The organism is Klebsiella oxytoca, from assembly GCF_009707385.1.
In the GTDB taxonomy this organism is placed as follows: domain Bacteria; phylum Pseudomonadota; class Gammaproteobacteria; order Enterobacterales; family Enterobacteriaceae; genus Klebsiella; species Klebsiella oxytoca_C.
The window spans coordinates 4,615,402-4,641,554 of record NZ_CP046115.1 but is presented as its reverse complement, the minus strand read 5'-3'; the positions used below and the strand labels follow the sequence as shown (position 1 = coordinate 4,641,554).

Annotated in this window: 28 protein-coding genes and 1 tRNA gene; 7 read left to right on the top strand and 22 right to left on the bottom strand. The window is 53.8% G+C overall.

Annotation, left to right across the window (positions count from 1 at the left end):
• Positions 1 to 2: 2 nt before the first annotated feature.
• Both GJ746_RS21605 and GJ746_RS21600 read right to left on the bottom strand, forming a co-directional pair.
• Positions 3 to 78 (bottom strand) — tRNA-Phe (locus GJ746_RS21605).
• 105 nt (positions 79 to 183) lie between these two features.
• Positions 184 to 900: a DUF554 domain-containing protein gene (locus tag GJ746_RS21600; protein ID WP_154682030.1), complete on the bottom strand. Its 717-nt coding sequence runs from the start codon at positions 898 to 900 to the stop codon at positions 184 to 186.
• Between the two features lie 431 nt (positions 901 to 1,331).
• On the opposite strand from GJ746_RS21600, the gene GJ746_RS21595 reads away from it, so the two are divergent.
• Positions 1,332 to 3,470, top strand: coding sequence for an ornithine decarboxylase (locus GJ746_RS21595; RefSeq protein ID WP_154682029.1), 2,139 nt, complete (start codon positions 1,332 to 1,334; stop codon positions 3,468 to 3,470).
• A 55-nt stretch (positions 3,471 to 3,525) separates the two neighbouring features.
• Here GJ746_RS21595 and GJ746_RS21590 read toward each other — a convergent pair whose 3' ends face one another.
• The 4 genes from GJ746_RS21590 to mutY form a co-directional block, all read right to left on the bottom strand.
• Positions 3,526 to 4,782 (bottom strand): nucleoside permease, encoded by a 1,257-nt coding sequence (locus GJ746_RS21590; RefSeq protein ID WP_154682028.1) that lies wholly within the window; start codon positions 4,780 to 4,782, stop codon positions 3,526 to 3,528.
• 278 nt (positions 4,783 to 5,060) lie between these two features.
• The gene (mltC, locus tag GJ746_RS21585; RefSeq protein WP_154682797.1) at positions 5,061 to 6,143 is read right to left on the bottom strand and encodes a membrane-bound lytic murein transglycosylase MltC; all 1,083 of its coding nucleotides are present in this window, start codon (positions 6,141 to 6,143) and stop codon (positions 5,061 to 5,063) included.
• Between the two features lie 50 nt (positions 6,144 to 6,193).
• Positions 6,194 to 6,469: an oxidative damage protection protein gene (locus GJ746_RS21580; RefSeq protein WP_004105744.1), complete on the bottom strand. Its 276-nt coding sequence runs from the start codon at positions 6,467 to 6,469 to the stop codon at positions 6,194 to 6,196.
• A gap of 27 nt (positions 6,470 to 6,496) precedes the next feature.
• Positions 6,497 to 7,555: an A/G-specific adenine glycosylase gene (gene mutY, locus GJ746_RS21575; RefSeq protein WP_154682027.1), complete on the bottom strand. Its 1,059-nt coding sequence runs from the start codon at positions 7,553 to 7,555 to the stop codon at positions 6,497 to 6,499.
• Positions 7,556 to 7,692: 137 nt separating this feature from the next.
• Here mutY and trmB point away from each other — a divergent pair, with 137 nt between their 5' ends.
• From trmB to GJ746_RS21560, 3 genes are read left to right on the top strand one after another with little or no spacing between them, the layout of a single operon-like run.
• Complete coding sequence (gene trmB / locus GJ746_RS21570; protein ID WP_154682026.1) at positions 7,693 to 8,412, top strand: tRNA (guanosine(46)-N7)-methyltransferase TrmB; 720 nt, start codon at positions 7,693 to 7,695, stop codon at positions 8,410 to 8,412.
• A complete protein-coding gene (locus GJ746_RS21565; protein WP_154682025.1) occupies positions 8,412 to 8,738 on the top strand; it encodes a YggL family protein in 327 nt (108 codons plus the stop codon). The genes trmB and GJ746_RS21565 overlap by 1 nt, the downstream gene beginning before the upstream one ends.
• Before the next feature lie 50 nt (positions 8,739 to 8,788).
• The gene (locus GJ746_RS21560; protein WP_154682024.1) at positions 8,789 to 9,508 is read left to right on the top strand and encodes a DUF2884 domain-containing protein; all 720 of its coding nucleotides are present in this window, start codon (positions 8,789 to 8,791) and stop codon (positions 9,506 to 9,508) included.
• Positions 9,509 to 9,556: 48 nt separating this feature from the next.
• Here GJ746_RS21560 and GJ746_RS21555 read toward each other — a convergent pair whose 3' ends face one another.
• The 8 genes from GJ746_RS21555 to GJ746_RS21520 form a co-directional block, all read right to left on the bottom strand.
• A complete protein-coding gene (locus GJ746_RS21555; protein WP_154682023.1) occupies positions 9,557 to 10,858 on the bottom strand; it encodes a TRAP transporter large permease in 1,302 nt (433 codons plus the stop codon).
• Positions 10,858 to 11,361: a TRAP transporter small permease gene (locus GJ746_RS21550; protein WP_154682796.1), complete on the bottom strand. Its 504-nt coding sequence runs from the start codon at positions 11,359 to 11,361 to the stop codon at positions 10,858 to 10,860. The genes GJ746_RS21555 and GJ746_RS21550 overlap by 1 nt, the downstream gene beginning before the upstream one ends.
• Positions 11,362 to 11,407: 46 nt before the next feature.
• Positions 11,408 to 12,394 carry a TRAP transporter substrate-binding protein gene (locus GJ746_RS21545; RefSeq protein WP_154682022.1) on the bottom strand — a complete coding sequence of 329 codons (987 nt, stop codon included), beginning with the start codon at positions 12,392 to 12,394 and terminating at the stop codon, positions 11,408 to 11,410.
• A 304-nt stretch (positions 12,395 to 12,698) separates the two neighbouring features.
• On the bottom strand, positions 12,699 to 13,835 hold the full coding sequence (gene hemW, locus GJ746_RS21540) for a radical SAM family heme chaperone HemW (protein WP_154682021.1): 1,137 nt from the start codon (positions 13,833 to 13,835) through the stop codon (positions 12,699 to 12,701).
• Positions 13,828 to 14,421, bottom strand: a complete 594-nt coding sequence (locus GJ746_RS21535; RefSeq protein WP_154682020.1) for an XTP/dITP diphosphatase — start codon at positions 14,419 to 14,421, stop codon at positions 13,828 to 13,830. Before GJ746_RS21535 ends, hemW begins: the two co-directional genes overlap by 8 nt.
• Before the next feature lie 12 nt (positions 14,422 to 14,433).
• Positions 14,434 to 14,724: a DUF167 family protein YggU gene (yggU, locus tag GJ746_RS21530; RefSeq protein ID WP_154682019.1), complete on the bottom strand. Its 291-nt coding sequence runs from the start codon at positions 14,722 to 14,724 to the stop codon at positions 14,434 to 14,436.
• Positions 14,721 to 15,287, bottom strand: coding sequence for a YggT family protein (locus GJ746_RS21525; protein WP_004105714.1), 567 nt, complete (start codon positions 15,285 to 15,287; stop codon positions 14,721 to 14,723). Before GJ746_RS21525 ends, yggU begins: the two co-directional genes overlap by 4 nt.
• A 17-nt stretch (positions 15,288 to 15,304) precedes the next feature.
• Positions 15,305 to 16,009, bottom strand: coding sequence for a YggS family pyridoxal phosphate-dependent enzyme (locus GJ746_RS21520; protein ID WP_154682018.1), 705 nt, complete (start codon positions 16,007 to 16,009; stop codon positions 15,305 to 15,307).
• Between the two features lie 16 nt (positions 16,010 to 16,025).
• On the opposite strand from GJ746_RS21520, the gene GJ746_RS21515 reads away from it, so the two are divergent.
• Positions 16,026 to 17,006: a type IV pilus twitching motility protein PilT gene (locus GJ746_RS21515; RefSeq protein ID WP_154682017.1), complete on the top strand. Its 981-nt coding sequence runs from the start codon at positions 16,026 to 16,028 to the stop codon at positions 17,004 to 17,006.
• A gap of 350 nt (positions 17,007 to 17,356) precedes the next feature.
• Complete coding sequence (locus tag GJ746_RS21510) at positions 17,357 to 18,010, top strand: LuxR C-terminal-related transcriptional regulator (protein WP_154682016.1); 654 nt, start codon at positions 17,357 to 17,359, stop codon at positions 18,008 to 18,010.
• Positions 18,011 to 18,066: 56 nt separating this feature from the next.
• Here the strand turns inward: GJ746_RS21510 and ruvX are convergent, their stop codons facing one another.
• The 8 genes from ruvX to metK all read right to left on the bottom strand — a co-directional run bounded on the left by ruvX (position 18,067) and on the right by metK (position 25,316).
• Positions 18,067 to 18,483, bottom strand: a complete 417-nt coding sequence (gene ruvX / locus GJ746_RS21505) for a Holliday junction resolvase RuvX (protein WP_154682015.1) — start codon at positions 18,481 to 18,483, stop codon at positions 18,067 to 18,069.
• Positions 18,483 to 19,046 (bottom strand): YqgE/AlgH family protein, encoded by a 564-nt coding sequence (locus GJ746_RS21500; RefSeq protein WP_154682014.1) that lies wholly within the window; start codon positions 19,044 to 19,046, stop codon positions 18,483 to 18,485. Before GJ746_RS21500 ends, ruvX begins: the two co-directional genes overlap by 1 nt.
• Before the next feature lie 176 nt (positions 19,047 to 19,222).
• Entirely contained in the window at positions 19,223 to 20,170 is a 948-nt protein-coding gene (gene gshB / locus GJ746_RS21495) for a glutathione synthase (protein ID WP_154682013.1), read from the bottom strand.
• A 20-nt stretch (positions 20,171 to 20,190) separates the two neighbouring features.
• A complete protein-coding gene (gene rsmE / locus GJ746_RS21490; protein ID WP_154682012.1) occupies positions 20,191 to 20,922 on the bottom strand; it encodes a 16S rRNA (uracil(1498)-N(3))-methyltransferase in 732 nt (243 codons plus the stop codon).
• A 91-nt stretch (positions 20,923 to 21,013) separates the two neighbouring features.
• Complete coding sequence (gene endA / locus GJ746_RS21485) at positions 21,014 to 21,721, bottom strand: deoxyribonuclease I (protein ID WP_154682011.1); 708 nt, start codon at positions 21,719 to 21,721, stop codon at positions 21,014 to 21,016.
• Positions 21,722 to 21,815: 94 nt separating this feature from the next.
• Entirely contained in the window at positions 21,816 to 22,316 is a 501-nt protein-coding gene (locus GJ746_RS21480) for a SprT family zinc-dependent metalloprotease (RefSeq protein WP_154682010.1), read from the bottom strand.
• Between the two features lie 75 nt (positions 22,317 to 22,391).
• Positions 22,392 to 23,786: a sugar porter family MFS transporter gene (locus GJ746_RS21475; RefSeq protein ID WP_154682009.1), complete on the bottom strand. Its 1,395-nt coding sequence runs from the start codon at positions 23,784 to 23,786 to the stop codon at positions 22,392 to 22,394.
• Between the two features lie 375 nt (positions 23,787 to 24,161).
• A complete protein-coding gene (metK, locus tag GJ746_RS21470) occupies positions 24,162 to 25,316 on the bottom strand; it encodes a methionine adenosyltransferase (RefSeq protein WP_154682008.1) in 1,155 nt (384 codons plus the stop codon).
• A gap of 702 nt (positions 25,317 to 26,018) precedes the next feature.
• Here metK and yqgB point away from each other — a divergent pair.
• A complete protein-coding gene (yqgB, locus tag GJ746_RS21465; RefSeq protein WP_075210876.1) occupies positions 26,019 to 26,150 on the top strand; it encodes an acid stress response protein YqgB in 132 nt (43 codons plus the stop codon).
• The last annotated feature ends 3 nt before the right edge of the window (positions 26,151 to 26,153 follow it).

The window sequence follows — 26,153 nt, the reverse complement described above, 5'->3', positions numbered from 1 at the left end:
AGTGGTGCCCGGACTCGGAATCGAACCAAGGACACGGGGATTTTCAATCCCCTGCTCTACCGACTGAGCTATCCGGGCAACGGGGCGCATTAAACCTGATTCACCGCACCTCGTCAACGAAATTTATTTTTTTCGCAGCAGACTGAGCAATCTATCACCACATTGAATCAAAAGCACGCATCTTCAGGCGAAAAATGCCGTCCAGGCCACTGAAATCGGCATGGCCAGCACCAGAGCCGGCAGCATATTTACCACGGCGAACATTTTAATTCCGCAGATGCGTAAACCGGTCGCGACCAGCAGCATTCCGCCTACGGAGCTGAAATCCGCCATCATCACCGGCGTGGTTAAAGGCATTATCAGCGATGAGCAGGCCACCAGCGTCAGCTGGATAGCCAGCATCGGCACGCAAATAGCGGAGACGGCCAGCCCCAGGGTGCAGGCGAAAATGATGGCGGTGAAGAAGTCGAGAAACGCTTTGGCAATAAGGATGCTGGGGTCGCCGGTCATCCCTTCGCGCATTGCGCCGAAAATTCCGGTTCCGCTGGCGCAGAACAGCACAATAATCGCGACGTAGCTTTGAATATAAGATTCATGTACCGAGGCCTTTTTCTGGCCCTTTTTTGGTGAAAGCAGCTGCTGGAGTTTACTGACCAGCGTATTAATGCCTTTTTCCATGTTGCACACTTCGCCAAGCAGCGCACCCACCAGCGTTGAAAGTACCATTACCGGCAGGTTAGCGCATTTGATCACCAGCAGAATGCCGATACCCAACGATGCCAGACCAAAAATAGAAGTCATTGATGTACGAATCCGTTCCGGCAATCTTTGACTTAAGAGTGCGCCGAGCAGGCCCCCCAAAAGGACCGCGCTGGCGTTAATAAATGGCCCTGTAACCAAAGCAAAACTCCTGTTAATTATCCCTAACGACTGCATTATTATGACGCCAAACAGGCTAAAAGGCTTGCGAATCCGTGGTATGGCTGCATAGGGAATTCATCTTGCGCGGTACATTTAAAGGTGACATGATTGCGCGAATTTTCTTCTCTCCTGAATGAGGCCGCCGGGATGACGACATCATCGCTACATAGCCGCTGCGAACAGATGCGCAGGCAGCCTCGTCTTGCTACCCTTACTTTGCCACTTCAGCCCGCCATGCGGTGAGCGTAACGCAGGCTCACTGCAGGACATCAGTAAGATCGGACGCGGTCTGCTTTTACTGATGTCTGGCGGTCGGAGCTGGGATCCAGCCAGACCCTGACATTTCGTTGGCCAGAGCCCATATGCCCTGGCCGAAGCCTTTTACTCTCCGGAAACGGGTATTCGCGCTCATGAAATCAATGCACATTGCCGCCAGCCGCGAGCTGGTATCCCGCCTGTCAACCCACCGTCGCGTGGTGGCCCTGGACAGTACTGATTTTACCGATGTGGCGGCAGTCGTCATTACCGTAGCGGACAGCCGCAGCGGCATCCTTGCGTTGCTGAAGCGCACGGGCTTCAATCTGCCGGTTTATCTGTTCAGTGAAGCTGACCCGCAAAAACCAGAAGGCGTGACGGCGATTGTTCGCGGCAAGGACCAGGAGTGGCTGGAGCTGGAAGCCGCCGCCTGCGCCTACGAAGAGAACCTGCTGCCGCCGTTCTTCGACACGCTGACCCAGTACGTCGAGATGGATAACAGCACTTTTGCGTGCCCCGGCCATCAGCACGGCGCGTTCTTCAGGAAGCATCCGGCGGGAAGGCAGTTCTTCGACTTCTTCGGCGAGAACGTCTTTCGCGCCGACATGTGCAACGCCGACGTTAAGCTTGGCGATCTGCTGATTCACGAAGGGTCAGCCAAACACGCGCAGAAGTTTGCGGCGAAGGTCTTCAATGCTGATAAAACCTATTTTGTTCTCAACGGCACTTCGGCGGCGAACAAAGTAGTGACCAACGCGCTGCTGACGCGGGGCGATCTGGTGCTGTTTGACCGCAACAACCATAAATCAAATCATCATGGTGCGCTGATTCAGGCGGGAGCGACGCCGGTTTATCTCGAAGCTTCGCGCAACCCGTTCGGTTTTATCGGCGGTATCGACGAACGCTGCTTTGATGAACAATACCTGCGCGATTTGCTTCGCGAGACCGCGCCGGACAAAGCCGATGCGCCGCGGCCGTTCCGCCTGGCGGTGATCCAGCTTGGCACCTATGACGGAACGATTTACAACGCCCGTCAGGTGGTCGATAAAATCGGCGGCCTGTGCGACTACATCCTGTTTGATTCCGCGTGGGTAGGCTACGAGCAGTTTATTCCGATGATGGCCGACTGTTCGCCGCTGTTGCTCGAGCTGACGCCGGAGGATCCGGGTATTTTTGTCACTCAGTCGGTGCATAAACAGCAGGCCGGTTTTTCGCAAACCTCGCAAATCCACAAGAAGGATGACCATATCCGTGGGCAGGCGCGCTTTTGCCCGCATAAGCGGTTGAATAACGCATTTATGCTCCATGCCTCGACCAGCCCGTTTTATCCGCTGTTCGCCGCGCTGGACGTCAACGCCAAAATTCACGAAGGGGAGAGCGGGCGCCGCCTGTGGGCGGAGTGCGTGGCGCTGGGTATCGAAGCACGTAAAGCGATTATCGCCAACTGCAAAATGCTCCAGCCGTTTATTCCGCCCGTGGTGGCGGGGCGTCCGTGGCAGGATCATCCCACTGAAGCTATCGCCCGCGAGCGGCGTTTCTTTAGCTTTGAACCGGGCGCGAGCTGGCACGGCTTTGAAGGCTATGCCAGCGACCAGTATTTCGTTGACCCATGCAAGCTGCTGCTGACGACGCCAGGGATCGATGCGGAGAGCGGTGAGTATACCGATTTTGGCATTCCGGCGACCATCCTCGCCCATTATCTGCGCGAAAACGGTATCGTGCCGGAGAAGTGCGATCTGAACTCTATTCTGTTCCTGCTAACGCCCGCGGAGAGCGCAGAGAAGCTGGCGCAGCTGGTGGCGATGCTTGCCCGGTTTGAGCAGCATATCGAATCTGATACGCCGCTGGCCGACGTCCTGCCGACCATCTTTAACAAGTATCCGGTGCGCTATCGGGATTACACCATTCGCGAGCTGTGTCAGGAAATGCATAACCTGTACGTCAGCTTTGACGTGAAGGATCTGCAAAAAGAGATGTTCCGCAAGAAGAGCTTCCCGCGTGCGGTAATGAACCCGCAGGACGCTAACCGCGAGTTTATCCGCGGCAACGTTGAACTGGTGCGCTTAAGCGAAGCCGAAGGGCGGATTGCTGCAGAAGGCGCGCTGCCGTATCCACCCGGCGTGCTGTGCGTCGTGCCGGGCGAGATCTGGGGCGGGGCGGTGCTGCGCTATTTCCTGGCGCTGGAGGAGGGGGTCAATATGCTACCGGGCTTCTCGCCGGAGCTGCAGGGGGTTTACAGTGAAACGGACTCTGATGGTATCAAGCGGCTATACGGCTACGTGCTGAAAGAATAAAAAAAGCGCCCCGTTAATAACCCGGGGCGCCTCGTTGCGCGGCAAATTCCGTTTATTAATGGGCGATGGTTTGCGTACCCGCAGGTACGCGGACATGCTTGTACTTAAACAGCGCAATGAAGGCAAAAGCCAGAACCAGCGAATAGCCCGCGAAAATCAGCCACACGGATTGCCAGTCGGTAACCCCTTCGACGGTAAAGTGCTCGACCACTTTGCCGCTCACCATTCCGCCAAGAATGCAGCCAAAACCGTTGGTCATCATCAGGAACATTCCCTGAGCGCTGGCGCGAATTTCTGGACGCACCTCTTTTTCTACAAACACGGAACCAGAGATGTTAAAGAAGTCGAAGGCGCAGCCGTAAACAATCATCGACAGTACCAGCAGGATGGTGCCGAACGGCGTCGGATCGCCGTAGGCGAACAGGCCGAAGCGTAGCATCCACGCTACGATACTGATGAGCATCACGTTCTTAATACCGTAGCGGCTGAGGAAGAACGGAATGGTCAGAATGAACAGCGTTTCTGAGATTTGTGAAATCGACATCATCACTGAGGCGTGCTGCACGATAAAGCTGCTGGCGAACAAGGGATCTTTATCAAAGCTGTGCAGGAAGGTGTTGCCAAACATATTGGTGATTTGCAGCTCGGCGCCCAACATCATTGAGAAAATAAAGAAGATCGCCATGCGCTTGTTTTTAAACAGCGCGAAGGCATCAAGTCCCAGCATGGTGGTCCAGCTCTGGTTTTTCTGCTGATTAGCCACCGGAATATGCGGCAGCGTCAGGGTGAAGAGGACCAGCAGCACGGAGAGCGCCGCGCCGATATAAAGCTGCATATGGCTCAGCTCGAAACCGGAGAAGCTAACGCCCCACATGGCGAGGATAAAACCAATGGTGCCCCAGATACGAATCGGCGGGAAATCGGTCACGATATCCATGCCCGCAGACTGCAGGCGGTAGTACGAAATGGTGTTAATCAGCCCCAGGGTTGGCATATAGGCCAGCGAATTGAGCAGGATGACGAGGAACATCTCACCCGGCGTGGTGACCTGGGCGGCGAGCCACAGCGTCAGCGCGCCGACCACGTGGCAAATGGCATAAACCCATTTGGCGCTGATCCATTTATCGGCAACGATACCGAGCAGCGTTGGCATAAACACGGCAGCGATACCGAGCGAACTATAGACCGCCCCGATCGCCGCACCGTCAAATTTGAGGGTAACGAACATATATGAGCCGAGTGTGGTCAGCCAGCTTCCCCAGAGGCAGAACTGCAGGAAAGAGAGTATTTTGAGCTGCAGCTTAAGATTCATGTTTTGATCCTCACGGATATGGAATTATTTTTGTGTATTAAATAACATTTTTGCCGTTATTTTGGTTGGATTCTATCATTTATGCGATGGATGCTTTTGTTAACTGCCGCAGAAAATCGCAAAAGAGTTGCGCAACAATAGCGGGTATATACGTAAAAATAATTCGAGTTGCTTAAAGGCTGCCAGGGAGTGAGTCCCCAGGCCAGGACATAAGCAACTTGAAGTATGACGGGTATAGCAGAAGAGAAACGCCCCTGGAGCGACAGGGGCGTTTGAAATTACTTGCGGCGGTAGCCTTTTTGCGCGGTGTTTACTTTGTACAGGTAACGGCGCGATTCGGCCGATGGGTGACGGCTGGTGATGGTTTGATAAACGTCGCCCGGCGTCATGTTGTTGATGATATTCGCCGCCTGGACTTTATCACTGGAGAAGACCCGCAGCACGCTGCCCGCGCCGCCGTTATAGGCGGTAATCACCGCATAGCGACGCGAGGTAGGGTTAGTGATACCGGCGAGGTAGACGTTGTTCAGCATCGCCAGATAGGCGGTACCGGTGTCGATATTATTGACCGGATCGAACAGGTAGCTGCGGCTTGGCAGGCCCGATTTCCCCTGCGAGCGGAACACATCTTTCCCGGCGCTGTGCTGCACAACCTGCATGAGCCCAAGAGCATCGGCATGGCTGACCGCGTAGGGGTTAAAGGACGATTCGGTTTGCATAATCGCCAGGATCAGCGATTCATCAACACCATATTTGCGCGACGCCTGACGCACCATGCCAATATATTTATGCGCACGTTTGTCGAGATGGTTTGGCACCAGGTTGATGGTGATGCTGTAGATCATCCGCGGGCCGTTGCTGCGGCTTTTCAGGTGGGTTTGCAGCAGATAATCGGCAAAACGTGAGGCTCGCCACTCCCAGCGAATCGACTCGCCGGTGTTATCCACCACCTGGCCATAAAGGAACGGCTCTTTTGAAATCTGAATATCATCGACATCGGAATAGAGGTCGATAGAGTTAGGATCGTCGCCCATTAGCAGGGTTTTAACGATCGCCTGACGCAGACGTCCTGCCGGATCGGTCCCGGCGATAGTTTCAACGGTGATGGTACCGGCATCAAAGTTGATGTGGCTGCGGGTTTGATACTGGTCAGTGTATTTTACGTAATCTTTCGGCCCGGCAAGCAGAACTTCGTTATAACCCCAAATATTCTCGACGTTATGGGCGAACTGGCCCATCAGAATGTCAAAGCCGTTAGTGTCCTTCACCCACGCCTCGTTATACTCGGCGCCTTTTTTGGTTGGGCTGGAACACGAAACGAGCAAGGGTGCAATCAGCGCTAGCGCTAAGTATTTTTTCATCATTCCGGGAGTGCGTGTTGTGTTTGTGGTGGTAAAGGGCCGTCAGGCCCTTACTGTTTTTCTGGCGGCGTATAGCCTTCGATGTGTACGTCTTTACCTTCAAACAGGAACTGAACCATCTCCTGCTCCAGCAGTTTGCGGTGCTCGGGGTTCATCATGCTGAGTTTTTTCTCGTTAATTAGCATCGTCTGCTTATGCTGCCATTGGGCCCAGGCTTCTTTGGAGATTTCGTTATAGATACGTTTGCCCAGCTCGCCCGGGTACAGCTGAAAATCCTGGCCGTCGGCTTCACGCTGCAGGAAAGTACAAAAAATCGTTCTACTCATTCTTAATCCTCTTTAATCGCCAGAAAGCTAAACCGGTGCTCCGGCTTTTAACTGTTGCAACAAGCGCTCCACGGGGGCCGCCAGACCGACGGACGGCGGCTGCGCTAAGTTATACCAGAGTGCGCCCCCTTCATCCATGCATGCGCCGGATGAGTGCACTGTAAGCCACATCGGCACAATATCCAGATGGAAATGGCTGAAAGTGTGGCGGAACGCGGTTAATTGCGTCAGATTATCGGCCTTAATCTGACGCTGTGCCAGCCACTCTCGCAGCGTATCTTCATCTTCAAACTGCGGGAAGCAGAATAATCCACCCCATAATCCCACCGGCGGACGTTGGGAGAGAAACACCTCGTCGCCGTGCTGCATCAGCAGGAAATAGCCGGTACGCTCGGGGATTGTCTGTTTCGGCTTTTTGCCCGGATATTGAGTCCATGAATCATTGGTGTAGGCCACGCAGCCGTTATTCAGCGGACAAAGCTCGCATTTTGGTTTCGAGCGGGTGCAAACCATGGCGCCGAGGTCCATCATGGCCTGGTTAAAACGCTCGACTCCTTTAGCCGGTGTGACCTTTTCGCTGATATCCCAAAGGCGCTTTTCCACCTCTTTCTTTCCCGGCCAGCCGCTGACAGCATAGCAGCGCGCGAGCACGCGTTTCACGTTACCGTCGAGAATCGGAAAATGCTGACCAAGAGAAAGGGACAAAATCGCGCCGGCGGTGGAGCGGCCCACGCCCGGCAGGGCGGCGACTTCATCAAAGGTCTGCGGGAATATTCCGCCGTGCAGGGTGGCTACCTGCTGCGCCGCTTTATGTAAATTGCGCGCGCGGGCGTAGTAGCCCAGACCGGTCCACAGATGCAGAACTTCATCAAGAGGGGCGTCAGCCAGGTCGGTAATCGTTGGGAAACGCGTCATAAAGCGTTCAAAATAGGGAATGACCGTGGTCACCTGCGTTTGTTGCAACATCACCTCGGAGAGCCATACTTTGTAGGGCGTCTTGGCGATTTGCCAGGGCAGGGTTTTACGCCCGTATTTGTCGTACCAGTCCAGCACCTGGGCTGAAAATTGCGCGGCGAGAAAAGTCAAAGCTATGGCTCCGGGAAAGCGATTAGAAGGTGGCAGATTGCAGCACAAGGGCGAGAGGCTGTAAACCCTTGCATCCGCCGGGTAACTTTGGATAATGCCCGTTTTCCGAACACATCTCACAAGCAGACTTAACTTTTATGAAAAACGACGTCATATCTCCGGAATTCGATGAAAACGGCCGCCCGCTGCGCCGTATTCGCAGCTTCGTCCGTCGTCAGGGCCGCCTGACCAAGGGGCAGCAGCACGCGCTGGACACTATTTGGCCGGTGATGGGCGTTGAATTCAACGATGCGCCGCTTGATTTTACCGCGCTGTTTGGCCGTGAAGCGCCGGTTACGCTGGAGATTGGTTTTGGGATGGGGGCGTCGCTGGTGGCGATGGCGAAAGAGAAGCCGCAGCAGAATTTCCTCGGTATTGAAGTGCACTCTCCGGGCGTCGGCGCTTGTCTGGCGTCTGCTGAAGAAGAGGGCGTGCAAAACCTGCGCGTCATGTGCCACGATGCGGTGGAAGTGCTGCATACGATGATCCCGGATAACTCCCTTAACATGGTGCAGCTGTTTTTCCCTGACCCGTGGCACAAAGCGCGTCATAATAAGCGCCGTATCGTTCAGCCGCCTTTCGCCGAGCTGGTAAAAAGCAAGCTGAAGCTGGGCGGCGTCTTCCACATGGCGACCGACTGGGAGCCATACGCCGAGCATATGCTGGAGGTGATGTCTTCGCTGGAAGGGTATCGCAACCGCTCTGAAAGCAACGACTATGTGCCGCGCCCGGAATCGCGCCCGGTAACCAAATTTGAACAACGTGGCCATCGTCTTGGCCACGGCGTATGGGACTTAATGTTCGAGAGGGTGAAATAATGGCAACGAATCGTAGCCGTCGTCTGCGTAAAAAAATGCATATCGACGAGTTTCAGGAAGTGGGATTTTCCGTCGCGTGGCGTTTCGCGGAAGGAACCAGTGAAGAGCAGATTGACCAGACCGTTAACGATCTGATTGATGAAGCGATCGAACCTAATAAGCTGGCCTTTGACGGCAGCGGCTACCTCTCCTGGGAAGGTCTGATCTGCCTGCAGGAAATCGGTAAATGCACCGAGGAGCACCAGGCCATCGTGCGTAAATGGCTCGAAGCGCGCGGGCTTGCCGATGTACGCACCAGCGAACTTTTTGATATCTGGTGGGACTAAGTTTGACAAGGGTCGGCAACTGCCGGCCCGTTTTGTCTGAAGGGAGTTAAATGATGCGCAAAACGCTGCTGGCGGTGGCGCTTTCCGTTACCGCTTTGTCCGCCCATGCGGACTACCAGTGTAGCGTCACCCCGCGTGACGATGTGATTCTCAGCCCGCAGCAGGTGCAGGTAAAAGGCGAAAACGGCGATCTGGTGATTAAACCGGATGGCAACCTGACCTACAACGGTAAAGCCTATGCGCTGAACGCCGCACAGCGCGAACAGGCGCAGGATTACCAGGCCGGTCTGCGCAGCAGTCTGCCGTGGATTGATGACGGCGCGCGCTCGCGAGTCGAAAAAGGCCGTAAGGCGCTGGATAAAATCATCACCGAACAGGTTGGGGCCAGCAGCAGTATGCATAGCCGCCTGACCAAACTTGATGCGCAGCTGAAAGCGCAAATGGGCCGCATTATTGAACATCGCAACGATGGGCTGACCTTCCACTATAAAGCCATCGATCAGGTGCGCGCCGACGGCCAGCAGCTGGTAAACCAGGCGATGGGCGGTATTCTGCAGGATAGCATCAACGAGATAGGCGCGAAGGCGGTGCTAAAAGGCGGCGGTAACCCGCTGCAGGGGATCCTCGGCAGCCTTGGTGGTCTGCAAACCGCCATTCAGGACGAATGGAAAAACCAGGAGGCGGATTTCCAGCAGTTTGGGAAGGATGTCTGCAACCGCGTGGTTTCCCTTGAGGAGAGCCGTAAAGCGCTGGTGGGGTCGTTAAAGTAAGTTTTAATTCGCTACCTGCGGGCGCAGGTAGCGATTATGGTCAGTCGGTCACATCAGCCCCAGCAGCTGCGGAATAAACAGCGAGATCTGCGGGATATAAACAATCATCATCAGCGCTATCAGCAGAGCGGCGTAGAACGGCAGCAGCGGTTTGATGAGCTGCTGAATTTTAACGCCGGAAATTGAGCAACCAACGAACAGCGCGCTACCCACCGGCGGCGTCAGCAGACCAATGCACAGGTTGGCGACCATCATGATGCCAAAATGCACCGGGTCCATGCCTAAATCCTGAGCGATTGGCAGGAATATCGGCGTGAAAATCAGCACCGCTGGGGTCATATCCATAAAGATCCCGACGATTAGCAGCACGATATTAATCAGCAGCAGGATCACTACCGGGTTTTCAGAAACGCCCATCAGCGCATCGCTAATCATGTAAGGTATATCGGCGTTGGTCATTGCCCACGACATCCCGACGGAAAAACCGATCAGCAGCAGCACGATAGAGGTCATCACCACTGATTCAAGGATCAGCTTCGGCAGATCGCGCCATTTCACTTCCCGATAAATCAGCACCGACAGGATAAAGGTATAGACCACGGCAATAGCGGAAGCTTCGGTAGCGGTGAAAATACCGCCGAGGATCCCGCCCATGACGATAATGACCAGCAGCAGGCTGGGCAGGGCGTCAAAAAACGCTTTTGCCGCCTGGGCGCAGGTCGAACGTTCAGAAACCGGGTAGCCGCGACGCTTAGCGATGATGGCGCAGACCACCATAATGGCCAGGCCCATCAGGATGCCCGGCAGATAACCGGCCATAAACAGCGAGGCTACCGACACGCCGCCTGCCGTCAGGGAAAAGACGATAAGCACGTTTGACGGCGGGATGAGCAGGCCCGTGATGCACGACGAGACGTTAACCGCCGTAGAGAATGCCGGATCGTAGCCTTTTTTTGTCTGAATGGGGTTAAGCGTTCCGCCTACCGCCGCCGCTGCCGCGACCGCCGAACCTGAAATCGAGCCGAACATCATGTTGGCCAGCACGTTGACGTGGCCCAGAGAGCCCGGAACGCGTCCGACCATCACCTGTGCCAGATTGATCAAGCGTATGGCAATCCCGCCGCTGTTCATCAGGGTACCGGCAAAGATAAAGAATGGAATAGCCAGCAGAGCGAAGTTATCGAGCCCGTTCGCCAGGCGCTGAGAAACGGTAATTACCGCGATATCCCAGGGGAACATCAGCAGCATCGAACCAACGGTAGCGATCCCAATGGAGAAGGAGATAGGTACGCCAATAAAAACCAGAATAAAGAAAGAGCCAAATAGCATCAGTGCAATATAGCTTTCCATTAGTTTGCCCCCGCTTCAGATTGCTTCATGTTTTGCAGTCCGTTACTGATAAAACACAGCGCGTAAAACATCATAATGATGCCGGTTAGCGGCAGGATCAGATACACGTAGCCCATGGGGATCTGCATCGCCGCCGAGACCTGGGCCGTTGACAGCGTTTTTTCAATCAGCTTCACGCCGCCGGTAACAATTACTGAACCGGCAAAAATAAAGATCAGCAGATTAATGATGACGCTGAGAAGCGCCTGTCTGCGAGGAGGAAGCGTCATCGCGAGTAAATCGATAGCCAGATGGCGCTGAGCGCCAACGGTGTAGGCCGCACCCAGCAGACCGACCCAGATCATTAAAAAGCGCGCCAGCTCGTCGGTCAGAGTGCTTGGCTGGTTTAGCACGTAGCGGCTGAATACCTGCCAGACGACGCAGACAACCAGCGCGACCATAACGGCGACAGAGAATGCGGCGATCGTGCGGTCCACCGCCAGCTTTATGCGGTTAAGTATCATCATTGATTTCCCGGTGAAAGCGGGCCAGCGGCTGGCCCGCTAAGTGTTATTCAGCAGCAGCTTCAAACTTGGCCAGCAGGGCGGCCTGTTTCGGATCTTTTTTGAAGTCATCAAACAGGGGCTGTACGGCGGCGCGGAACGGCGCTTTATCAACTTTGACAATTTCGCCGCCCAGGGCTTTTGCCTGCTCCCGGGTATCGGCGTCGATCTTGTCCCACAGTTTTTGCTGGTACACTTCTGAGGCTTTAGCCGCTCTGGTCAGGATTTGCTGCTGTTCCGGCGTAAGTTTGTCCCAGGTTTTACTGGAGATAACGAGGAAGTCCGGAATTGAGGCGTGTTCATCTTCAGAGAAAACTTTAGCGATTTCGATATGGCGAGTTTGAACCCAGGAGGGGACGTTATTTTCTGCGCCGTCCACCACGCCCTGCTGCATGGCGGTATAGACTTCACCAAATGAAATTGGCGTTGGCGAACCGCCCATTAATTCGATCATCTTTAAGGTGGTTGGGCTGGCCTGAACGCGGATCTTCAGTCCTTTTAAATCTTCCGGTTTAGTAATTGGCTTTTTGGCGTAAAAACTTCGGGTACCGGCAACGTAAGCGGAAAGCGCAAAGAATCCTTTATCTTTGGTCGACTCCATTATTTCTTTGCCCACTTCACCGAAAACGACTTTATTGAAGTGATTCTGATCGTTAAATAAGAACGGTAGATTATATATTGCGTAGACGTTATCGAATGATTCCAGATCGCTGGCAGAACCTTTCGTCATATCAAGGGCACCGTTTTGTAATAACTCCATGGTTTCACGCGCGCTGCCCATTTGGCTGCTGGGATAAATACGAATTTTCATATTACCATTGGAGAGTTGGTTAACCTCTTTCGACATCTCCTCAAACGCCTGATGAACCACGTGGCTACGTTCAAGGTTATGTGCCAGTTTTAACGTAACTTTTTCAGCAGCGCTGGCGCCAGCAGAGAGGAGGGCAAGCAAAGATACACACACCAGAGAACGAGAAAAAGAGACTTTTTTCATGAGTCGGCTCCATGCACTTAGGTTAATTGGTCAATATCTAAAGAGTCATTCTTTGTTTCTGTATGACATATTATCCTGGTTGTCAGACATCTTTAAGCTGTCTGACTCACACTTTTTCCCAATGAAGTGATGAAATGCGTATTTTTGTGCGTTGGATTATATTTATTCTCAATAAATGAATTTGAATTTATCTTTATTGACAATGCTGGAATGAAATTGCTCGGAAATAACGGTATTAATATATCGGTAAAATCGAATAATTAATTATCCCGTTAGATAAATAACGGGATAAGCGTGAAGATATTTATTCGCTAAGGAAGAGTTCGAGAAGCGAATTTAAAAAGAGCTTACCGTGATCGGTAATTTGCCAGCAGCGGGCATCTTCCGTCAGGTAGCCCTGGGCAATGGCCGCATCGATTTGCGGGCGGATAGTATCTTCATCAAGACCGGTATAGCGGCTGAATTCATCACGCGGCGCCGCTTCCAGAAGCCGGAAACGGTTCATAAAGAATTCAAATGGTTTATCCGCCTCTTCCACATCATGCTGGCGCTCAAGATAACGGCCTTCCATATAGCCGCGCGGATGACGGGTTTTCGCCGTTCGCAGAATGCGCCCATCCGGGAACGTCACTTTACCATGCGCGCCGCAGCCAATGCCCAGGTAGTCGCCAAAGCGCCAGTAGTTGAGGTTATGCTGGCACTGATAGCCCGCTTTTGCGTAGGCGGAGGTTTCATACTGCTGATAGCCCGCTGCGCTGAGCAGGCGATGCCCCTGTTCATAAATATCCCACAGCGCGTCGTCATCCGGGAGGACCGGCGGACGCGAGCCAAACAGGGTGTTTGGCTCAATGGTCAGCTGATACCAGGAGAGATGGGGCGGGTTGAGCGCTATCGCCTGACGCAGGTCGTCCAGCGCCTCTTCCAGCGACTGATCCGGCAGGCCGTGCATCAAATCGAGGTTAAAGCTGCGTAGCCCCAGCGAGCTTGCCAGATTGGCCGCGCGTTTAGCCTCCTGTGGCCCGTGAATGCGGCCCAAACGCTGCAGCTTTGATTCGCTAAAGCTCTGGACGCCGATGGAGATGCGATTAATACCTGCGCGCTGATACTCCACGAAGCGATCTGCTTCTACGGTGCCAGGATTGGCCTCCATGGTGATTTCAGCATCGGCCGCCAGCGGAAGTGATTCGCGCACGCCGTCGAGCAGGGTTTGCATTGCCGGACCGGAGAGCAGGCTCGGCGTTCCGCCGCCAATGAAAATAGTCCCGATTTCACGTCCCTGCGCATAATGAGCGTCGGCTCGCAGATCGTTCAGCAGATGCTGAACGTAGTCGTCATGCGGCACTTCGCCTTTCAACGCATGCGAATTGAAATCGCAGTACGGGCATTTCTGCACGCACCACGGGATGTGAATATAGAGGCTCAGGGGCGGCAAATTAGCCATTACGTAAGGCTTCCAGTAACAGTTTAAGCGCGCGTCCACGGTGGGAAATAGCGCTCTTTTCTTCACGGCTCAGCTCCGCTGCGGTTTTACCTTCCGTCGGAACAAAGAAAATCGGATCGTAGCCAAAGCCGCCGCTGCCTGCGGCTTCGCGAGCGATGACGCCCGGCCAGCTACCGTGGCAAACCAGCGGGGTCGGATCTTCTGCGTGGCGCAGATAAACCAGTACGCAGTGAAATTGCGCCTGACGCTTATCGTCCGGCACGTCCTGCAGGGCATCAAGCAGCTTTTCCAGATTACGTTGGTCGGTTGCGCCTTCACCGGAATACCGGGCGGAATAGATGCCAGGCGCGCCGCCTAACGCATCGACGGCCAGCCCGGAGTCATCGGCGATGGCCGGAAGTCCGGTGATCTGCGCGGCATGGCGGGCTTTCAAAATGGCGTTTTCAATAAACGTCAGGCCGGTTTCCTCTGCGGAATCGACACCGAGTTCGGTCTGGGCCACGATATCGAGCCCAAAATCAGCCAGCAGCGAGGCCAGCTCGCGCACTTTTCCGGGGTTGCCGGTAGCGAGAACAACTTTTTGCATGAAGGATCCTGTTTACTCTGTCAGCGCGGCGACCCCGTCCGGGATCTGCTGCGGATGAATGATTTTTATCTGTTTGTGGCGGCCCAGCTCGCCTTTCTCAATCAGCACCTGGCTTTTTGCTACGCGAAACTGTTTGGCGAGGAATTTTACCAGATGGGCGTTGGCCTGGCCGTCAACGGGTGGCGCGGTAATGGCGACTTTAAGCTCGTCGCCATGTAAACCAACGATGCTGTCGCGGCTGGCCTTAGGCTGAATATACAGCCGTAAAACCAGCCCATCAGCGCAGGTTTCGACGGCACTCATAGCGCCATCCACAGCCCCGGAAGCAGAACGTTGCCGGTAGCCTGCAACAGTTCGGCGATCCCCATATTGATAACGTACAGCAGCAGAACCAGCACCATCGGCGAGAAATCAATTCCGCCCATTGATGGCAGCAATCTGCGGATCGGACGCAGCAGCGGGTCGGCCAGCTGCATCAGAACGTATTCCACCGGGCTGCGGCCCTGGCTTACCCAGCTCATGATTGCCATGAGCAGGAGGACCCAGAAGATCAGCGAACCGACGGTTTTAATGAGGATCAGCAGCGCGGAGATCCAGATAATCGGCTGGAAAGTCACCACCATGAACAGCACGATAGCTTTCACGACGCAAAGAATAAATGCCACCAGCAGGGAAGCGCTGTCGAGCGGCCCCATCGCCGGGATAATACGGCGCAGCGGCCCGACAACAGGCTGCGTAGCCTTGACCACGAACTGCGAAAATGGGTTATAAAAGTCGCAGCGCGCCCACTGCATCCAGACGCGTAACAACACGACCATTGTGTAAAGCTCAATGACCGTTGAGAGCAGGAAAGTCAACGTCTTCATGGCGTTCCTCAGATTCCTTATTTTTTGCTGTAGTCGCGCGCGCCGAAAATTGCGGTTCCGATGCGCACCATAGTGCTTCCCGCCGCGATGGCGGCTTCCATATCATCCGACATTCCCAGCGACAACGTATCGACCGAAGGGTAGTGCGTTTTTAGTCGCGCAAATGCTACCGCCATTTGTTGGGCGACGGCAAACTGCCTTACATATTCTGACTCTGGAGCCGGGATAGCCATCAATCCACGTAGCTGCAGGCCCGGCAGCTCAGCGATTTCCGCCGCCAGCGCGTCCAGTTCATCAACCTGAATGCCCGACTTACTTTGCTCATCGCTAATGTTGATTTGGATCAGCACGTTGAGCGGCGGCATTTGCGCTGGCCGCTGTTCGCTAAGGCGCAAGGCGATTTTCAGACGATCGACGGTATGGCACCAGTCAAAATGCTCGGCCACCAGACGGCTTTTGTTGGACTGTAGCGGGCCAATAAAGTGCCATTGTAGCCCGGTTGCGCCTTTTTCCTGAAAGTAGCGGATTTTCTCCACCCCTTCCTGAACATAGTTTTCGCCAAACGCGACCTGACCTGCGGCCATCGCTTCTTCGATAGCGCTCGCAGGTTTCGTTTTACTGACTGCAAGCAACGTAACTTCTTCTGGAGCACGGCCGCAGCGTACGGCTGCGGCTGAGATTTTGTCCCGGACCTGTGCCAGGTTATGCGCAATATCGTTCATATACCGAGGATGAGTTATGGAACTGGAAGAAATAGTGGCCCTTAGTGTAAAGCATAACGTCTCCGATCTACACCTGTGCAATGCTTCAGCGCCGCGCTGGCGTCGCCAGGGCAAGCTGGAGCCTGCGCCTTTTACCTCCCCTGATATCAGCAAAATACTCCATGACTGGCTCAACGCCGAGCAGCTCGCGCAGTGGCAGGCCAGCGGGCAGGTCGATTTCGCTTTAGCGCCGGTTGGTGGGCCGCGCCTTCGCGCCAGCGCATTTGCCCACAGCCGCGGCCTGTCGCTGGCGCTGCGTCTGCTGGCGGAAACCTGCCCGCAGCTGGAGGCGCTCGGTGTACCAACCGCCTTAAGCGAACTGCTCAATGAGGAGAACGGGCTTATTCTCGTCACGGGTGCAACCGGTAGCGGTAAATCAACTACCCTGGCGGCGATGGTGGGCTATCTGAATCAGCGTCTTAATGGTCATATCCTGACGCTGGAAGATCCGGTTGAGTTTATTCACCATAGCGAGCGTTGCCTGATTCAGCAGCGGGAAATCGGTCGCCACTGCCCCTCTTATGCCGCTGCTTTACGCGCTGCGCTGCGTCAGGATCCGGATGTCATCCTGTTAGGAGAGCTACGGGATAGCGAAACGATCCGTCTGGCATTAACGGCTGCGGAAACCGGACATCTGGTAATGGCGACATTACACACGCGCGGCGCGGCGCAGGCGGTGGAAAGGCTGGTGGATGTCTTTCCGGCACAGGAAAAAGAGCAGGTTCGCAGCCAGCTGGCGGGAAGCTTATGCGCGGTACTGGCACAAAAACTGTATCCAGATGCAACGGGCGGAAGAGTTGCGCTATACGAGCTTTTAGTTAATACCCCGGCAGTGGCGAATTTGATCCGGGAAGGAAAAACTCATCAGTTGCCAGGCGTAATACAAACCGGGCAGCTATCTGGTATGCAAACATTTACGCAAAGCTTTCAGCAACGTACGGCTGCGGGTCTTTTATAGCTGTATTTTTTATATTCAGACGTCTTACCAATGGCTTGTTATAATAATGTTTTATTAATGTTTGGTATCATTATTTAATATTACAAATAAGCACATGAAATTAAACCGAGCAATGTATTCTATGAAAAACGAATTGACATAAACCTCCCATATCCAGGAAAAAAGTTTGATAATCTTTTGACTCTCTTAAGGCATTCGATTTATGCTGTTTACAGGGATAGGAAAATTCCCAATGAATATTGTATCAAAGTGTAAATTTAGTTTGTATATATATAAATATGCACGCGATCGTATTCTTGTTAATTCATTTAACCGCTATGAAGGCGGGAGTCAACTAAGGAGAGTTTTAAGTGATTAATTTATCTGAGGATTCAGTTCTTTCTCATCAGGTTACTTTTATTACTCACCCCTCTATTCAAAGCAAAGCATTTGCCACGTGGCTGGCTGACAGGTTATCCGTGTCGGTGGTCCTGCAAAATATTAACAAACCTCTCGCGCAACGTCTTGTGAAAGATTCTGTAATATTATTTGATATTGCAGTTTCAAATAAAAAGTTGAATAGCGTGTGGCGTGATATTATTCGCCTGCAGGTAGATAATCCGCGTTTGCTGATTATAAATAGCGCGCAAAAGTATGAACTCTACGAAATGGCTCAGTGGCCGGCGCTTTATGGCGTTTTCCGTCACGACGATGATGAATCGCGCTTAATTGAGGGCGTTAAAGCTGTGCTGAACGGCGAGCAGACGGCTGAATTGAGCGTGATGCACCCGGCTATGTATTCGGCCAGTCAGGTATCATCACCCGCGGAAAACTCGCCGCTGACCGAGCGCGAATGTGAAATTCTTAATGAACTTCGCTGTGGCGCGACCAATATGGATATCGCTCGCGCGCTGTTTATCAGTGAGAACACGGTGCGTACCCATCTGTATAACGTGTTCCGCAAGCTGAGCGTTAAGAATCGTACTCAGGCGGTCAGCTGGGCGAATGAGCATCTGCGCCACTAAAGAGTAAAACATAATGATGGCGCCTGCCGTCGTTTGTATGGCGCCATCATTGAGGTTCAGTAACCCTGCTCGAAATAGCTTTCCAGAATAATGACAGCTGAAGCTGAATCAACGCTGCCTTTATTCAGCGCGCGGAATCCGCCGTGTTCGAATAACCCGGCCCTGGCTTCAACCGTGCTCAGGCGTTCATCGTGCAGAACGATCTGCACGCCAAAACGGCCATGGATTTTATTCGCGAAATTACGCGCCCGCGCGGTTAGCGGTTGTTCCGTACCGTCCATATTAAGCGGCAGGCCGACAATTACCGCTTCAGGCTGCCACTCTTTGAGTAGTTTCTCGATAACGTTCCAGTCGGGCTTACCGTCCTGGGCTTTAAGCGCGGTGAGAGGACGGGCGGTACCGGTGATGCGCTGCCCAACGGCGACGCCAATACTTTTGGTTCCGAAATCAAAGCCTAAAAAAGTGCCGCTCATTATGCATGCCCCGCTTCGGCCGGCATGGTCACAATATCGATACCAATGAGCTTCGCGGCATCGCGCCAGCGGTCGGCTATCGGCGTGCTGAACAAGATATTCTGGTCGGCAGGCGCGGTGAGCCAGGCGTTATCCAGTATTTCTTGCTCCAGCTGGCCTTTTTCCCATGAGGCGTAGCCCAGGGCAACCAGTACGTTGGCCGGCTGCTTATCCGTACCCAGCGTTTCCAGAACGTCACGGGAGGTTGTAATCACCGTATTGTCGGAAATACGAATACTGGAAGAAAAGTCAGACGGCGGCGAATGCAGTATAAAACCCCGGTCCTCGGCCAGCGGGCCGCCAACCATCACCGGTTTATCCAGGCGGATCTCGGGATTGCGCGGCTCAGGCGTGATTTTTAACTTCTCCAGAATCCCTTCAACCTGCAGATTTTCCATCGGCTTATTGATAATGATGCCCATGGCGCCGTCGTCATTATACTCGCAGATATAGACGACCGAGCGGCGGAACATCGGATCCTGGAGAGCAGGCATGGCAATTAGAAAGTGATGCTGTAAATTCATTGTCAGAGGTTCTGTTCCTGGTTCAAAAAAGCAGCACCCAGTATGCGGGTAAAGCAAGAGAGTGTCGATTCACTTTATCTTGCAGGCAGCATGGGCGCAGCCTGTCTGAATCCGAAAGTGAATTTTCTGAGCTCGCTGCAGGCTACAGGTGCTTAACCCGTAGCCTGATGAGCGCTTTATTTATTGAGGCGCTTCTCGATGGCGTCCATCAGCATCCCGGTGATGGAAATCGGGAAGGCGGCTTCGATTTCACGAACGCAGGTTGGGCTGGTGACGTTAATTTCCGTCAGGCGATCGCCGATGATATCCAGCCCGACGAAGATTAAGCCTTTGGCCTTCAGGGTCGGGCCAACCCGGCGAGCGATGGCCCAGTCGCTTTCGGTCAGCGGACGCGCTTCGCCGCGACCGCCGGCCGCAAGGTTACCGCGGGTTTCACCGCCCTGCGGGATACGGGCCAGGCAGTAAGGAACCGGCTCGCCGTCCACCACCAGCACGCGCTTATCACCGTCTTTAATGGCGGGCAGATAGTTCTGCGCCATACAGTAGCGGCTACCCAGCTCGGTCAGGGTCTCGGTAATCACGCCGAGGTTCGGGTCACCTTCCTTAACGCGGAAAATTGACGCGCCACCCATACCGTCCAGCGGCTTGAGGATGATATCGCCATGTTTTTCCCAGAAGGTTTTCAGCTGGGCTTTGTTGCGGGTAACCAGCGTCTCCGGAGTCAGATCGGAGAACCAGGCGGTAAACAGCTTTTCGTTACAATCGCGCAGGCTCTGCGGTTTGTTGACGATAAGCGTGCCTTTCTCTTCGGCGCGCTCAAGGATGTAGGTCGCGTAGATAAACTCGGTATCGAATGGCGGATCCTTGCGCATCAAAATAACGTCGAGGTCCGCCAGCGGCAGATCCTGCTCGCCGGTGAATTCGTACCATTTGTCGTAGTTCTGCTCGACGCTCAGCTTACGCGTATGGGCGCGGGCTTCACCGTTGATTAAGTACAGATCGTTCATCTCCATGTAATGGAGTTCATAGCCGCGACGCTGCGCTTCCAGCAACATGGCGAAGCTGGTGTCTTTCTTGATGTTGATGGTTGCGATGGGGTCCATCACGATGCCGAGCTTAATCATTGTTCTTCTCCGTTAACGCTTCAACCTAAGTCGCCAAAACGCACCTGCAGGGCGGTAATGGCAGTGAGCGCAGTTGTTTCTGTACGCAGAACGCGCGGGCCCAACAGAATATCAGTAAACTGGTAGCGAGCGGTCATTGCAATCTCTTCCGCAGACAGACCGCCTTCCGGGCCAATCAGCAGCCGGATACGTTCGACCGGCAGCGGCAGCGTGTTGATGCTGGCGCTGGCGCGTGGGTGTAAATTGAGCTTCAGCCCCTCGTCTTGTTCCGCGCACCAGGCTTCGAGCTGCATTGCCGGACGAATTTCTGGCACCACGTTGCGGCCGCTTTGCTCGCAGGCGGCAATAGCGATTTTTTGCCACTGCTGGATCTTCTTCTGCAAACGCTCAGCATCCAGTTTAACGCCACAGCGCTCGGAAAACAGTGGCGTTATGAGGCTTACACCAAGTTCGATCGATTTCTGGATGGTGAATTCCATTTTTTCGCCACGGGACATCACCTGGCCTAAATGGATATGCAGGGGGGACTCACGGTTATCAATTTTGCTGCTCTGTACTTCAACCAGAACATTTTTCTTACCTGCTTCGACAATGACCGCCTCAAAGACCTGATTGCTGCCGTCAAAAAGCTCAATTGCCTGGCCTTTCCCCATACGTAAAACGCGACCGACATGATTGGCCGCGTCGTCAGAGAGAGCTATCTGGCTACCCGTTGTAATAGGCTCCGGGTGATGGATACGAGGAATGCGCATACTTGATATTCCGTTCTTCGCGCAGATACTGTCTTCCCCCATCGTTGGGGGAAGAACGAAACTGCAAATTAACAATTGCCGCTAGTGTAGGTTAGCTCTTTTGCGCCTGGCAAGCCTGGAGGACGTAAGGATTATGGTTGCCCTGGATTTTGGCGATACGCGCGTCGCGTTCGCACTCCCAGGTCGTTACCGGGTAAAGTTTATCCCAGGCGTTAAACAGCTGGGTTTGCTGGCGGGAAAGATTGAGCTGGTAGCGGTCGCGCATATAGAAGTAGGTGCGGGCGATAGAACCCCGGGCGCGAATTGGCGGCTCAGCGACCTTTTCTTTGAAATCGACTTTCATCGCGCACTGGCCGTACTGACCTTCACCGCCGTTCCACTGGCTGTACATAAAGTTAGCGCGATCGCCGTTAACCTCGCCGACCGCCGGCTGCAGGTTATGCATATCGCTTTCCATTTTGCGGTACTCCGGATCCTTGGCGCAGTTTTTCCGCCCGCCATCCTGCCAGCACTGGCGCTGATGGCCAAACTGCCATGCCGGAACCACGTGTTCCCACTCAACCCGGCTGGCGCGGTTTTCATTTTTACGCACTTTATAGCCACAAGATTCCAGGTCGATAACCCCCTTTTTTCCCTGCCAGTTGATTTTACAGCCGCAGTAAAAATCGCCGGGGGCGTCGGCATTGACCTTGACGCCAGCGGTCTTGGCCTGGGAAAAACTGTTGATTCCTTCCGCTGCAAGCGGGGCGCACGCCGTCATGCTGAGAAACGCGGCAGCAAAAATATAAATTCGGGACATCGTTAACTCCGTGTCAAAACGAGCCCGCAACGTAACGAATGTGGTTGTCCGACGCAATCAGTCAGATCAGAAAATTTCCAATTATTTCCGCAGATTACTTTTCTGCCACCAGAACATCGCCGCAGCGCACGCAGCGATAGGTGGCCTCACCGCGCACTACGCGATTGTGACGGCGGACGGTAAGCTGGTGCTGCTGACACTGGCAGCGGTAAGGGAAGGTATTTTTACGTACTGAATCGAGTTCGAAGCGATGGGTACGCAGCGCCGGAACGCCCAGCACGCTTTCCATCATCCATTTCCACTCTTTACCGTGGGGTGGGACGCGGCCAAAGTGTTTCCATACCAGCAGATGGGCAAGCTCATGCGGCACGACCTCATCGATAAAAGCCTGCTGGTTTTCCTGCAGCAGTACCGGATTAAGGCGGATCTCATTTTTTTCCAGCCAGGCGGTACCGGCGGAGGTTCCCCGCTGCTGATAAACCAGCGCCGGTTCCGGGTAATTTCGTCCCAGCTTGAGGTTCGCTTTGGCCAGATTCTCGCGCAGGCTGCGCATAACGGCCTGTTGAAGGGCAATAGGAATTCGGGGTGTTTTCATAGCGCCAGAGAATAGTGCGCCAGGATGAGGAGAGCAAGAAGAAGCTTCCTCCCGGGAGGGAGGAAGCGCGTCAGTCTAGTCGCGCGCGCCGATTTCGCGCAGCTTGCGGCCTTTCATCAGATTACGTTCGATATGCTCCAGCGAAACGTTTTTGGTTTCCGGAATCAGCCACAGGGTCAGGAAGATGAACAGGACGTTCAGGCCGCCATAGACCCAGAAGGTGTTGGCGCTGCCCAGCGAGTTCAGCATCGTAAGGAACGTTGCGCCGACGATCATATTGGCAATCCAGTTGGTGGCCGTCGAGCAGGTGATACCAAAATCACGTCCTTTCAGCGGCTGGATTTCCGAGCACAGCACCCAAATCAGCGGACCGGCGCTCATCGCAAAGCCGACGATAAACATCAGCAGCATCAGCACGGCAAAGTACTGCGCCGCCGCGGAGTGAATGCCGATATGCATCATGCTGCCCAGAACGCCCATGCCGAGCGCCATGACGATAAAGCCAAGGATCAGCGTCGGCTTACGACCCCAGCGGTCGACCAGCCCGATGGCGATAAAGGTCGCCAGAACGTTGGTCAAACCAACGATAACGGTACCCCACATCTGTTCGGTGGTGTTGGCATAGCCCGCCAGTTCAAAAATCTTCGGCGCGTAGTACATGATGACGTTCATACCGGTGAACTGTTGCATCACCTGCAGCAGGATGCCGAGGAATACCGCGCGGCGGAAGTTGCTATTTTCTTTAAATAGCGACCAGCCGGACTGCTTAACTTTCAGGCTTTCGCGAATCTCATCCAGCTCGCGTTTCGCTTCGGCGCTGGTGTCACGCAGACGCAGCAGGACGCGTTCAGCATCGACAAAGCGACGCTTAGCGGCAAACCAGCGCGGGCTGTCCGGGAGGAAGACAACGCCAATCAGCAGCAGGACCGCCGGGATAATAATCACTCCCAGCATCCAGCGCCATGCGCCGCTGTAGCTGAAAGCCGTATCGGAAAGATAGGCGCCGAGAATCCCAATGGTGATCATCAGCTGATACATCGAAATCATGCTGCCGCGAATTTTTTCTGGCGCAATTTCAGACAGATATAGCGGGGCGGTGTAGGAAGCGACACCAACGGCCAGGCCAAGCAGCACGCGCGAAATCAGCAGGACCTCAACGTTCGGTGCGGCCGCGGAAAACAGCGAACCGGCAACGAACAGGATGGCGCCAATCATCAGGCTTTTTTTACGCCCGAGTTTGAAGGAGAGCCAGCCGCTGCCGACCGCGCCGACGGCGGCGCCGAACATCATGGAGCTGACGACCCATTCCTGGGTGTGGGCACTAATTTGAAATTCGTCAGCAATAAAGGGTAAGGCACCCGCAATAACACCGATATCCAGGCCGAAAAGCAGGCCAGCCAGTGCGGCGAGGAAGCAGACAAAAAACGTCATTGTCTTGTTAGAACACCCTTGTTTTTTGTTGTCAGGCATAACGCCTCCGGTTGAATTATTGATTTTGTCGATGCTTAGGGTAGGTAAATACGTAATAAAAAAATGTGATAACAATCACGACTGTGTAATCGGTTACACTAGAGTAAAGAAACGTAATTGCTATAATCCTATTTAAATCAGGCTATTAATTGATTTTAGTTGAGTAAATGAAAAGCGCTAATCAGACTTTACTGAAATGTTGTGTAACAAAGTGAGGGGTTATTACATTTTGTGCGTATAAGAAGGGCATGTTTGCTCTGCATGCTATGTAATCGCTTCCATTAAGCGTTTTTGGTGAAAGAGACGGGAGAAACTGACGGACATGAAAAGCAAAAGGCCAGCATTAAGCTGGCCTTGAAAGCGGGGAGAGGGAGTTTACTTCAGGCCGGCCGCTTCGCGCAGCTGGGCTGCTTTGTCGGTTTTTTCCCATGGGAAATGTTCGCGACCAAAGTGACCGTAAGCCGCCGTCTCTTTGTAGATCGGGTGCAGCAGATCCAGCATCTGAATCAGGCCATACGGACGCAGGTCAAAGAACTCACGCACCAGCAGGGTTAGCTGTTCGGAAGGGACTTTTTCGGTGCCGAAGGTTTCAACCATGATTGACGTTGGCTCCGCGACGCCGATGGCGTAGGAAACCTGAATTTCACAACGGTCAGCCAGGCCAGCAGCTACGATGTTTTTCGCTACATAGCGCGCCGCGTAGGCCGCTGAACGGTCCACTTTAGACGGATCTTTACCAGAGAACGCGCCGCCGCCGTGACGAGCCATGCCGCCGTAGGTATCAACGATGATTTTACGTCCGGTCAGGCCGCAGTCGCCCATTGGCCCGCCGATAACAAAACGGCCGGTCGGGTTGATAAAGAATTTTGTTGCGCTGTTCAGCCACTCGGTCGGCAGAACCGGCTTGATGATCTCTTCCATCACCGCTTCCTGCAGTGATTTCTGGTCAATATTCTCAGCGTGCTGGGTCGACAGGACTACCGCGTCAATACCCACGATTTTGCCGTCATCATACTGGAAAGTAACCTGGCTTTTCGCATCCGGACGCAGCCACGGCAGGGTGCCGTTTTTACGCACTTCAGCCTGACGCTGCACCAGGCGGTGAGCATAGGTGATAGGTGCAGGCATCAGCACGTCGGTTTCATTGGTGGCATAGCCAAACATCAGGCCCTGGTCGCCCGCGCCCTGTTCCAACGGGTCGGCACGGTCAACGCCCTGGTTGATGTCCGGAGACTGTTTACCGATGGCGCTCAGCACCGCGCAGGAGTTGGCATCAAAGCCCATATCGGAATGCACGTAGCCAATTTCACGGACCGTATTACGGGTGATCTCTTCGATATCAACCCATGCGCTGGTGGTGATCTCACCGCCAACAAGAACCATGCCGGTTTTGACATAGGTTTCACATGCTACGCGCGCTTTCGGATCCTGTTCGAGGATTGCATCCAGCACGGCGTCGGAGATTTGGTCAGCAATTTTGTCGGGATGCCCTTCTGATACGGACTCTGACGTAAAGAGGTGTTTTGCCATGTTTTATTTCACCTGTGGACGATTCGGGTAGCTCATACTGTTGTGTAGAATGGCTTTGACGGATGACTCTACCAAAGCTTGCAGGTAGTGACACGAGCAGTCTGAGTGTTAATCAGTATAGATGGATTAACTTCTGGACGGCTATTTTATGGCAGTTCTTGATACCATTTCCAGCCTTTTTTGATATTCGTCGCATTTATGGAAAAGAGGTGGTGGCAATTTTTCCTGACAACGTGCGGCAACACGCATATTTTTATTTTGCTTTTTAACCTGCTTATCGGTATAAAACGCCGCGCGCGGCTCATTAAAAAAGCGCACGGGCTTGCACCTCGTGACGCCACTTCCAGCCGGGTTAAGCAGTCTGTATTTACAGAATCCCGCGGCGGCATTTTTGCTGGCTGTTCGGAATGTATAGCTTTGGCTTGTCGCTGGCCCGTACCGGGGCAGTGTGGAGGTGATACCAGATAATGAACCCACGTTTTTCGCCTGATTCGTCGCGTCGTTCCGTCGCGCGTCACTATCCCACAACCTGCATCTCTCTCATGCACGCCAGCCGATGTTCTACCCATCTCGGCGCTTCTCAGGATTCCCGGGCCGGCAGGCGACTGGAAAACTGAACAAGGGCGCTCTTGCCATCGCAAGGGTTTTCTCGTGGTTTCTCCGGGCTGTCATACTCCGCTCGGGTACGTGTTTTACGATGATATGAATAAGAAACCGGTCGCGCAGCCGCAAGATCAGCACTATCTGCTGGGATTTCGGACTGTTTATGGGTTGTTATCGCTTCTTCGGATTGCGATAGTAGTCAACTGTTTTACACTTGTTACTAAAATTTGAGGT

Excerpts from the sequence above, each read along its gene's own strand:
- GJ746_RS21595 (WP_154682029.1), top strand. The coding sequence starts at position 1,332 with ATGAAATCAATGCACATTGCCGCCAGCCGCGAGCTGGTATCCCGCCTG.
- GJ746_RS21590 (WP_154682028.1), bottom strand. The coding sequence starts at position 4,782 with ATGAATCTTAAGCTGCAGCTCAAAATACTCTCTTTCCTGCAGTTCTGC.
- mltC (WP_154682797.1), bottom strand. The coding sequence starts at position 6,143 with ATGAAAAAATACTTAGCGCTAGCGCTGATTGCACCCTTGCTCGTTTCG.
- GJ746_RS21580 (WP_004105744.1), bottom strand. The coding sequence starts at position 6,469 with ATGAGTAGAACGATTTTTTGTACTTTCCTGCAGCGTGAAGCCGACGGC.
- trmB (WP_154682026.1), top strand. The coding sequence starts at position 7,693 with ATGAAAAACGACGTCATATCTCCGGAATTCGATGAAAACGGCCGCCCG.
- GJ746_RS21565 (WP_154682025.1), top strand. The coding sequence starts at position 8,412 with ATGGCAACGAATCGTAGCCGTCGTCTGCGTAAAAAAATGCATATCGAC.
- GJ746_RS21560 (WP_154682024.1), top strand. The coding sequence starts at position 8,789 with ATGATGCGCAAAACGCTGCTGGCGGTGGCGCTTTCCGTTACCGCTTTG.
- GJ746_RS21555 (WP_154682023.1), bottom strand. The coding sequence starts at position 10,858 with ATGGAAAGCTATATTGCACTGATGCTATTTGGCTCTTTCTTTATTCTG.
- GJ746_RS21550 (WP_154682796.1), bottom strand. The coding sequence starts at position 11,361 with ATGATACTTAACCGCATAAAGCTGGCGGTGGACCGCACGATCGCCGCA.
- GJ746_RS21545 (WP_154682022.1), bottom strand. The coding sequence starts at position 12,394 with ATGAAAAAAGTCTCTTTTTCTCGTTCTCTGGTGTGTGTATCTTTGCTT.
- hemW (WP_154682021.1), bottom strand. The coding sequence starts at position 13,835 with ATGGCTAATTTGCCGCCCCTGAGCCTCTATATTCACATCCCGTGGTGC.
- GJ746_RS21535 (WP_154682020.1), bottom strand. The coding sequence starts at position 14,421 with ATGCAAAAAGTTGTTCTCGCTACCGGCAACCCCGGAAAAGTGCGCGAG.
- yggU (WP_154682019.1), bottom strand. The coding sequence starts at position 14,724 with ATGAGTGCCGTCGAAACCTGCGCTGATGGGCTGGTTTTACGGCTGTAT.
- GJ746_RS21525 (WP_004105714.1), bottom strand. The coding sequence starts at position 15,287 with ATGAAGACGTTGACTTTCCTGCTCTCAACGGTCATTGAGCTTTACACA.
- GJ746_RS21520 (WP_154682018.1), bottom strand. The coding sequence starts at position 16,009 with ATGAACGATATTGCGCATAACCTGGCACAGGTCCGGGACAAAATCTCA.
- GJ746_RS21515 (WP_154682017.1), top strand. The coding sequence starts at position 16,026 with ATGGAACTGGAAGAAATAGTGGCCCTTAGTGTAAAGCATAACGTCTCC.
- ruvX (WP_154682015.1), bottom strand. The coding sequence starts at position 18,483 with ATGAGCGGCACTTTTTTAGGCTTTGATTTCGGAACCAAAAGTATTGGC.
- GJ746_RS21500 (WP_154682014.1), bottom strand. The coding sequence starts at position 19,046 with ATGAATTTACAGCATCACTTTCTAATTGCCATGCCTGCTCTCCAGGAT.
- gshB (WP_154682013.1), bottom strand. The coding sequence starts at position 20,170 with ATGATTAAGCTCGGCATCGTGATGGACCCCATCGCAACCATCAACATC.
- rsmE (WP_154682012.1), bottom strand. The coding sequence starts at position 20,922 with ATGCGCATTCCTCGTATCCATCACCCGGAGCCTATTACAACGGGTAGC.
- endA (WP_154682011.1), bottom strand. The coding sequence starts at position 21,721 with ATGTCCCGAATTTATATTTTTGCTGCCGCGTTTCTCAGCATGACGGCG.
- GJ746_RS21480 (WP_154682010.1), bottom strand. The coding sequence starts at position 22,316 with ATGAAAACACCCCGAATTCCTATTGCCCTTCAACAGGCCGTTATGCGC.
- GJ746_RS21475 (WP_154682009.1), bottom strand. The coding sequence starts at position 23,786 with ATGCCTGACAACAAAAAACAAGGGTGTTCTAACAAGACAATGACGTTT.
- metK (WP_154682008.1), bottom strand. The coding sequence starts at position 25,316 with ATGGCAAAACACCTCTTTACGTCAGAGTCCGTATCAGAAGGGCATCCC.
- yqgB (WP_075210876.1), top strand. The coding sequence starts at position 26,019 with ATGAATAAGAAACCGGTCGCGCAGCCGCAAGATCAGCACTATCTGCTG.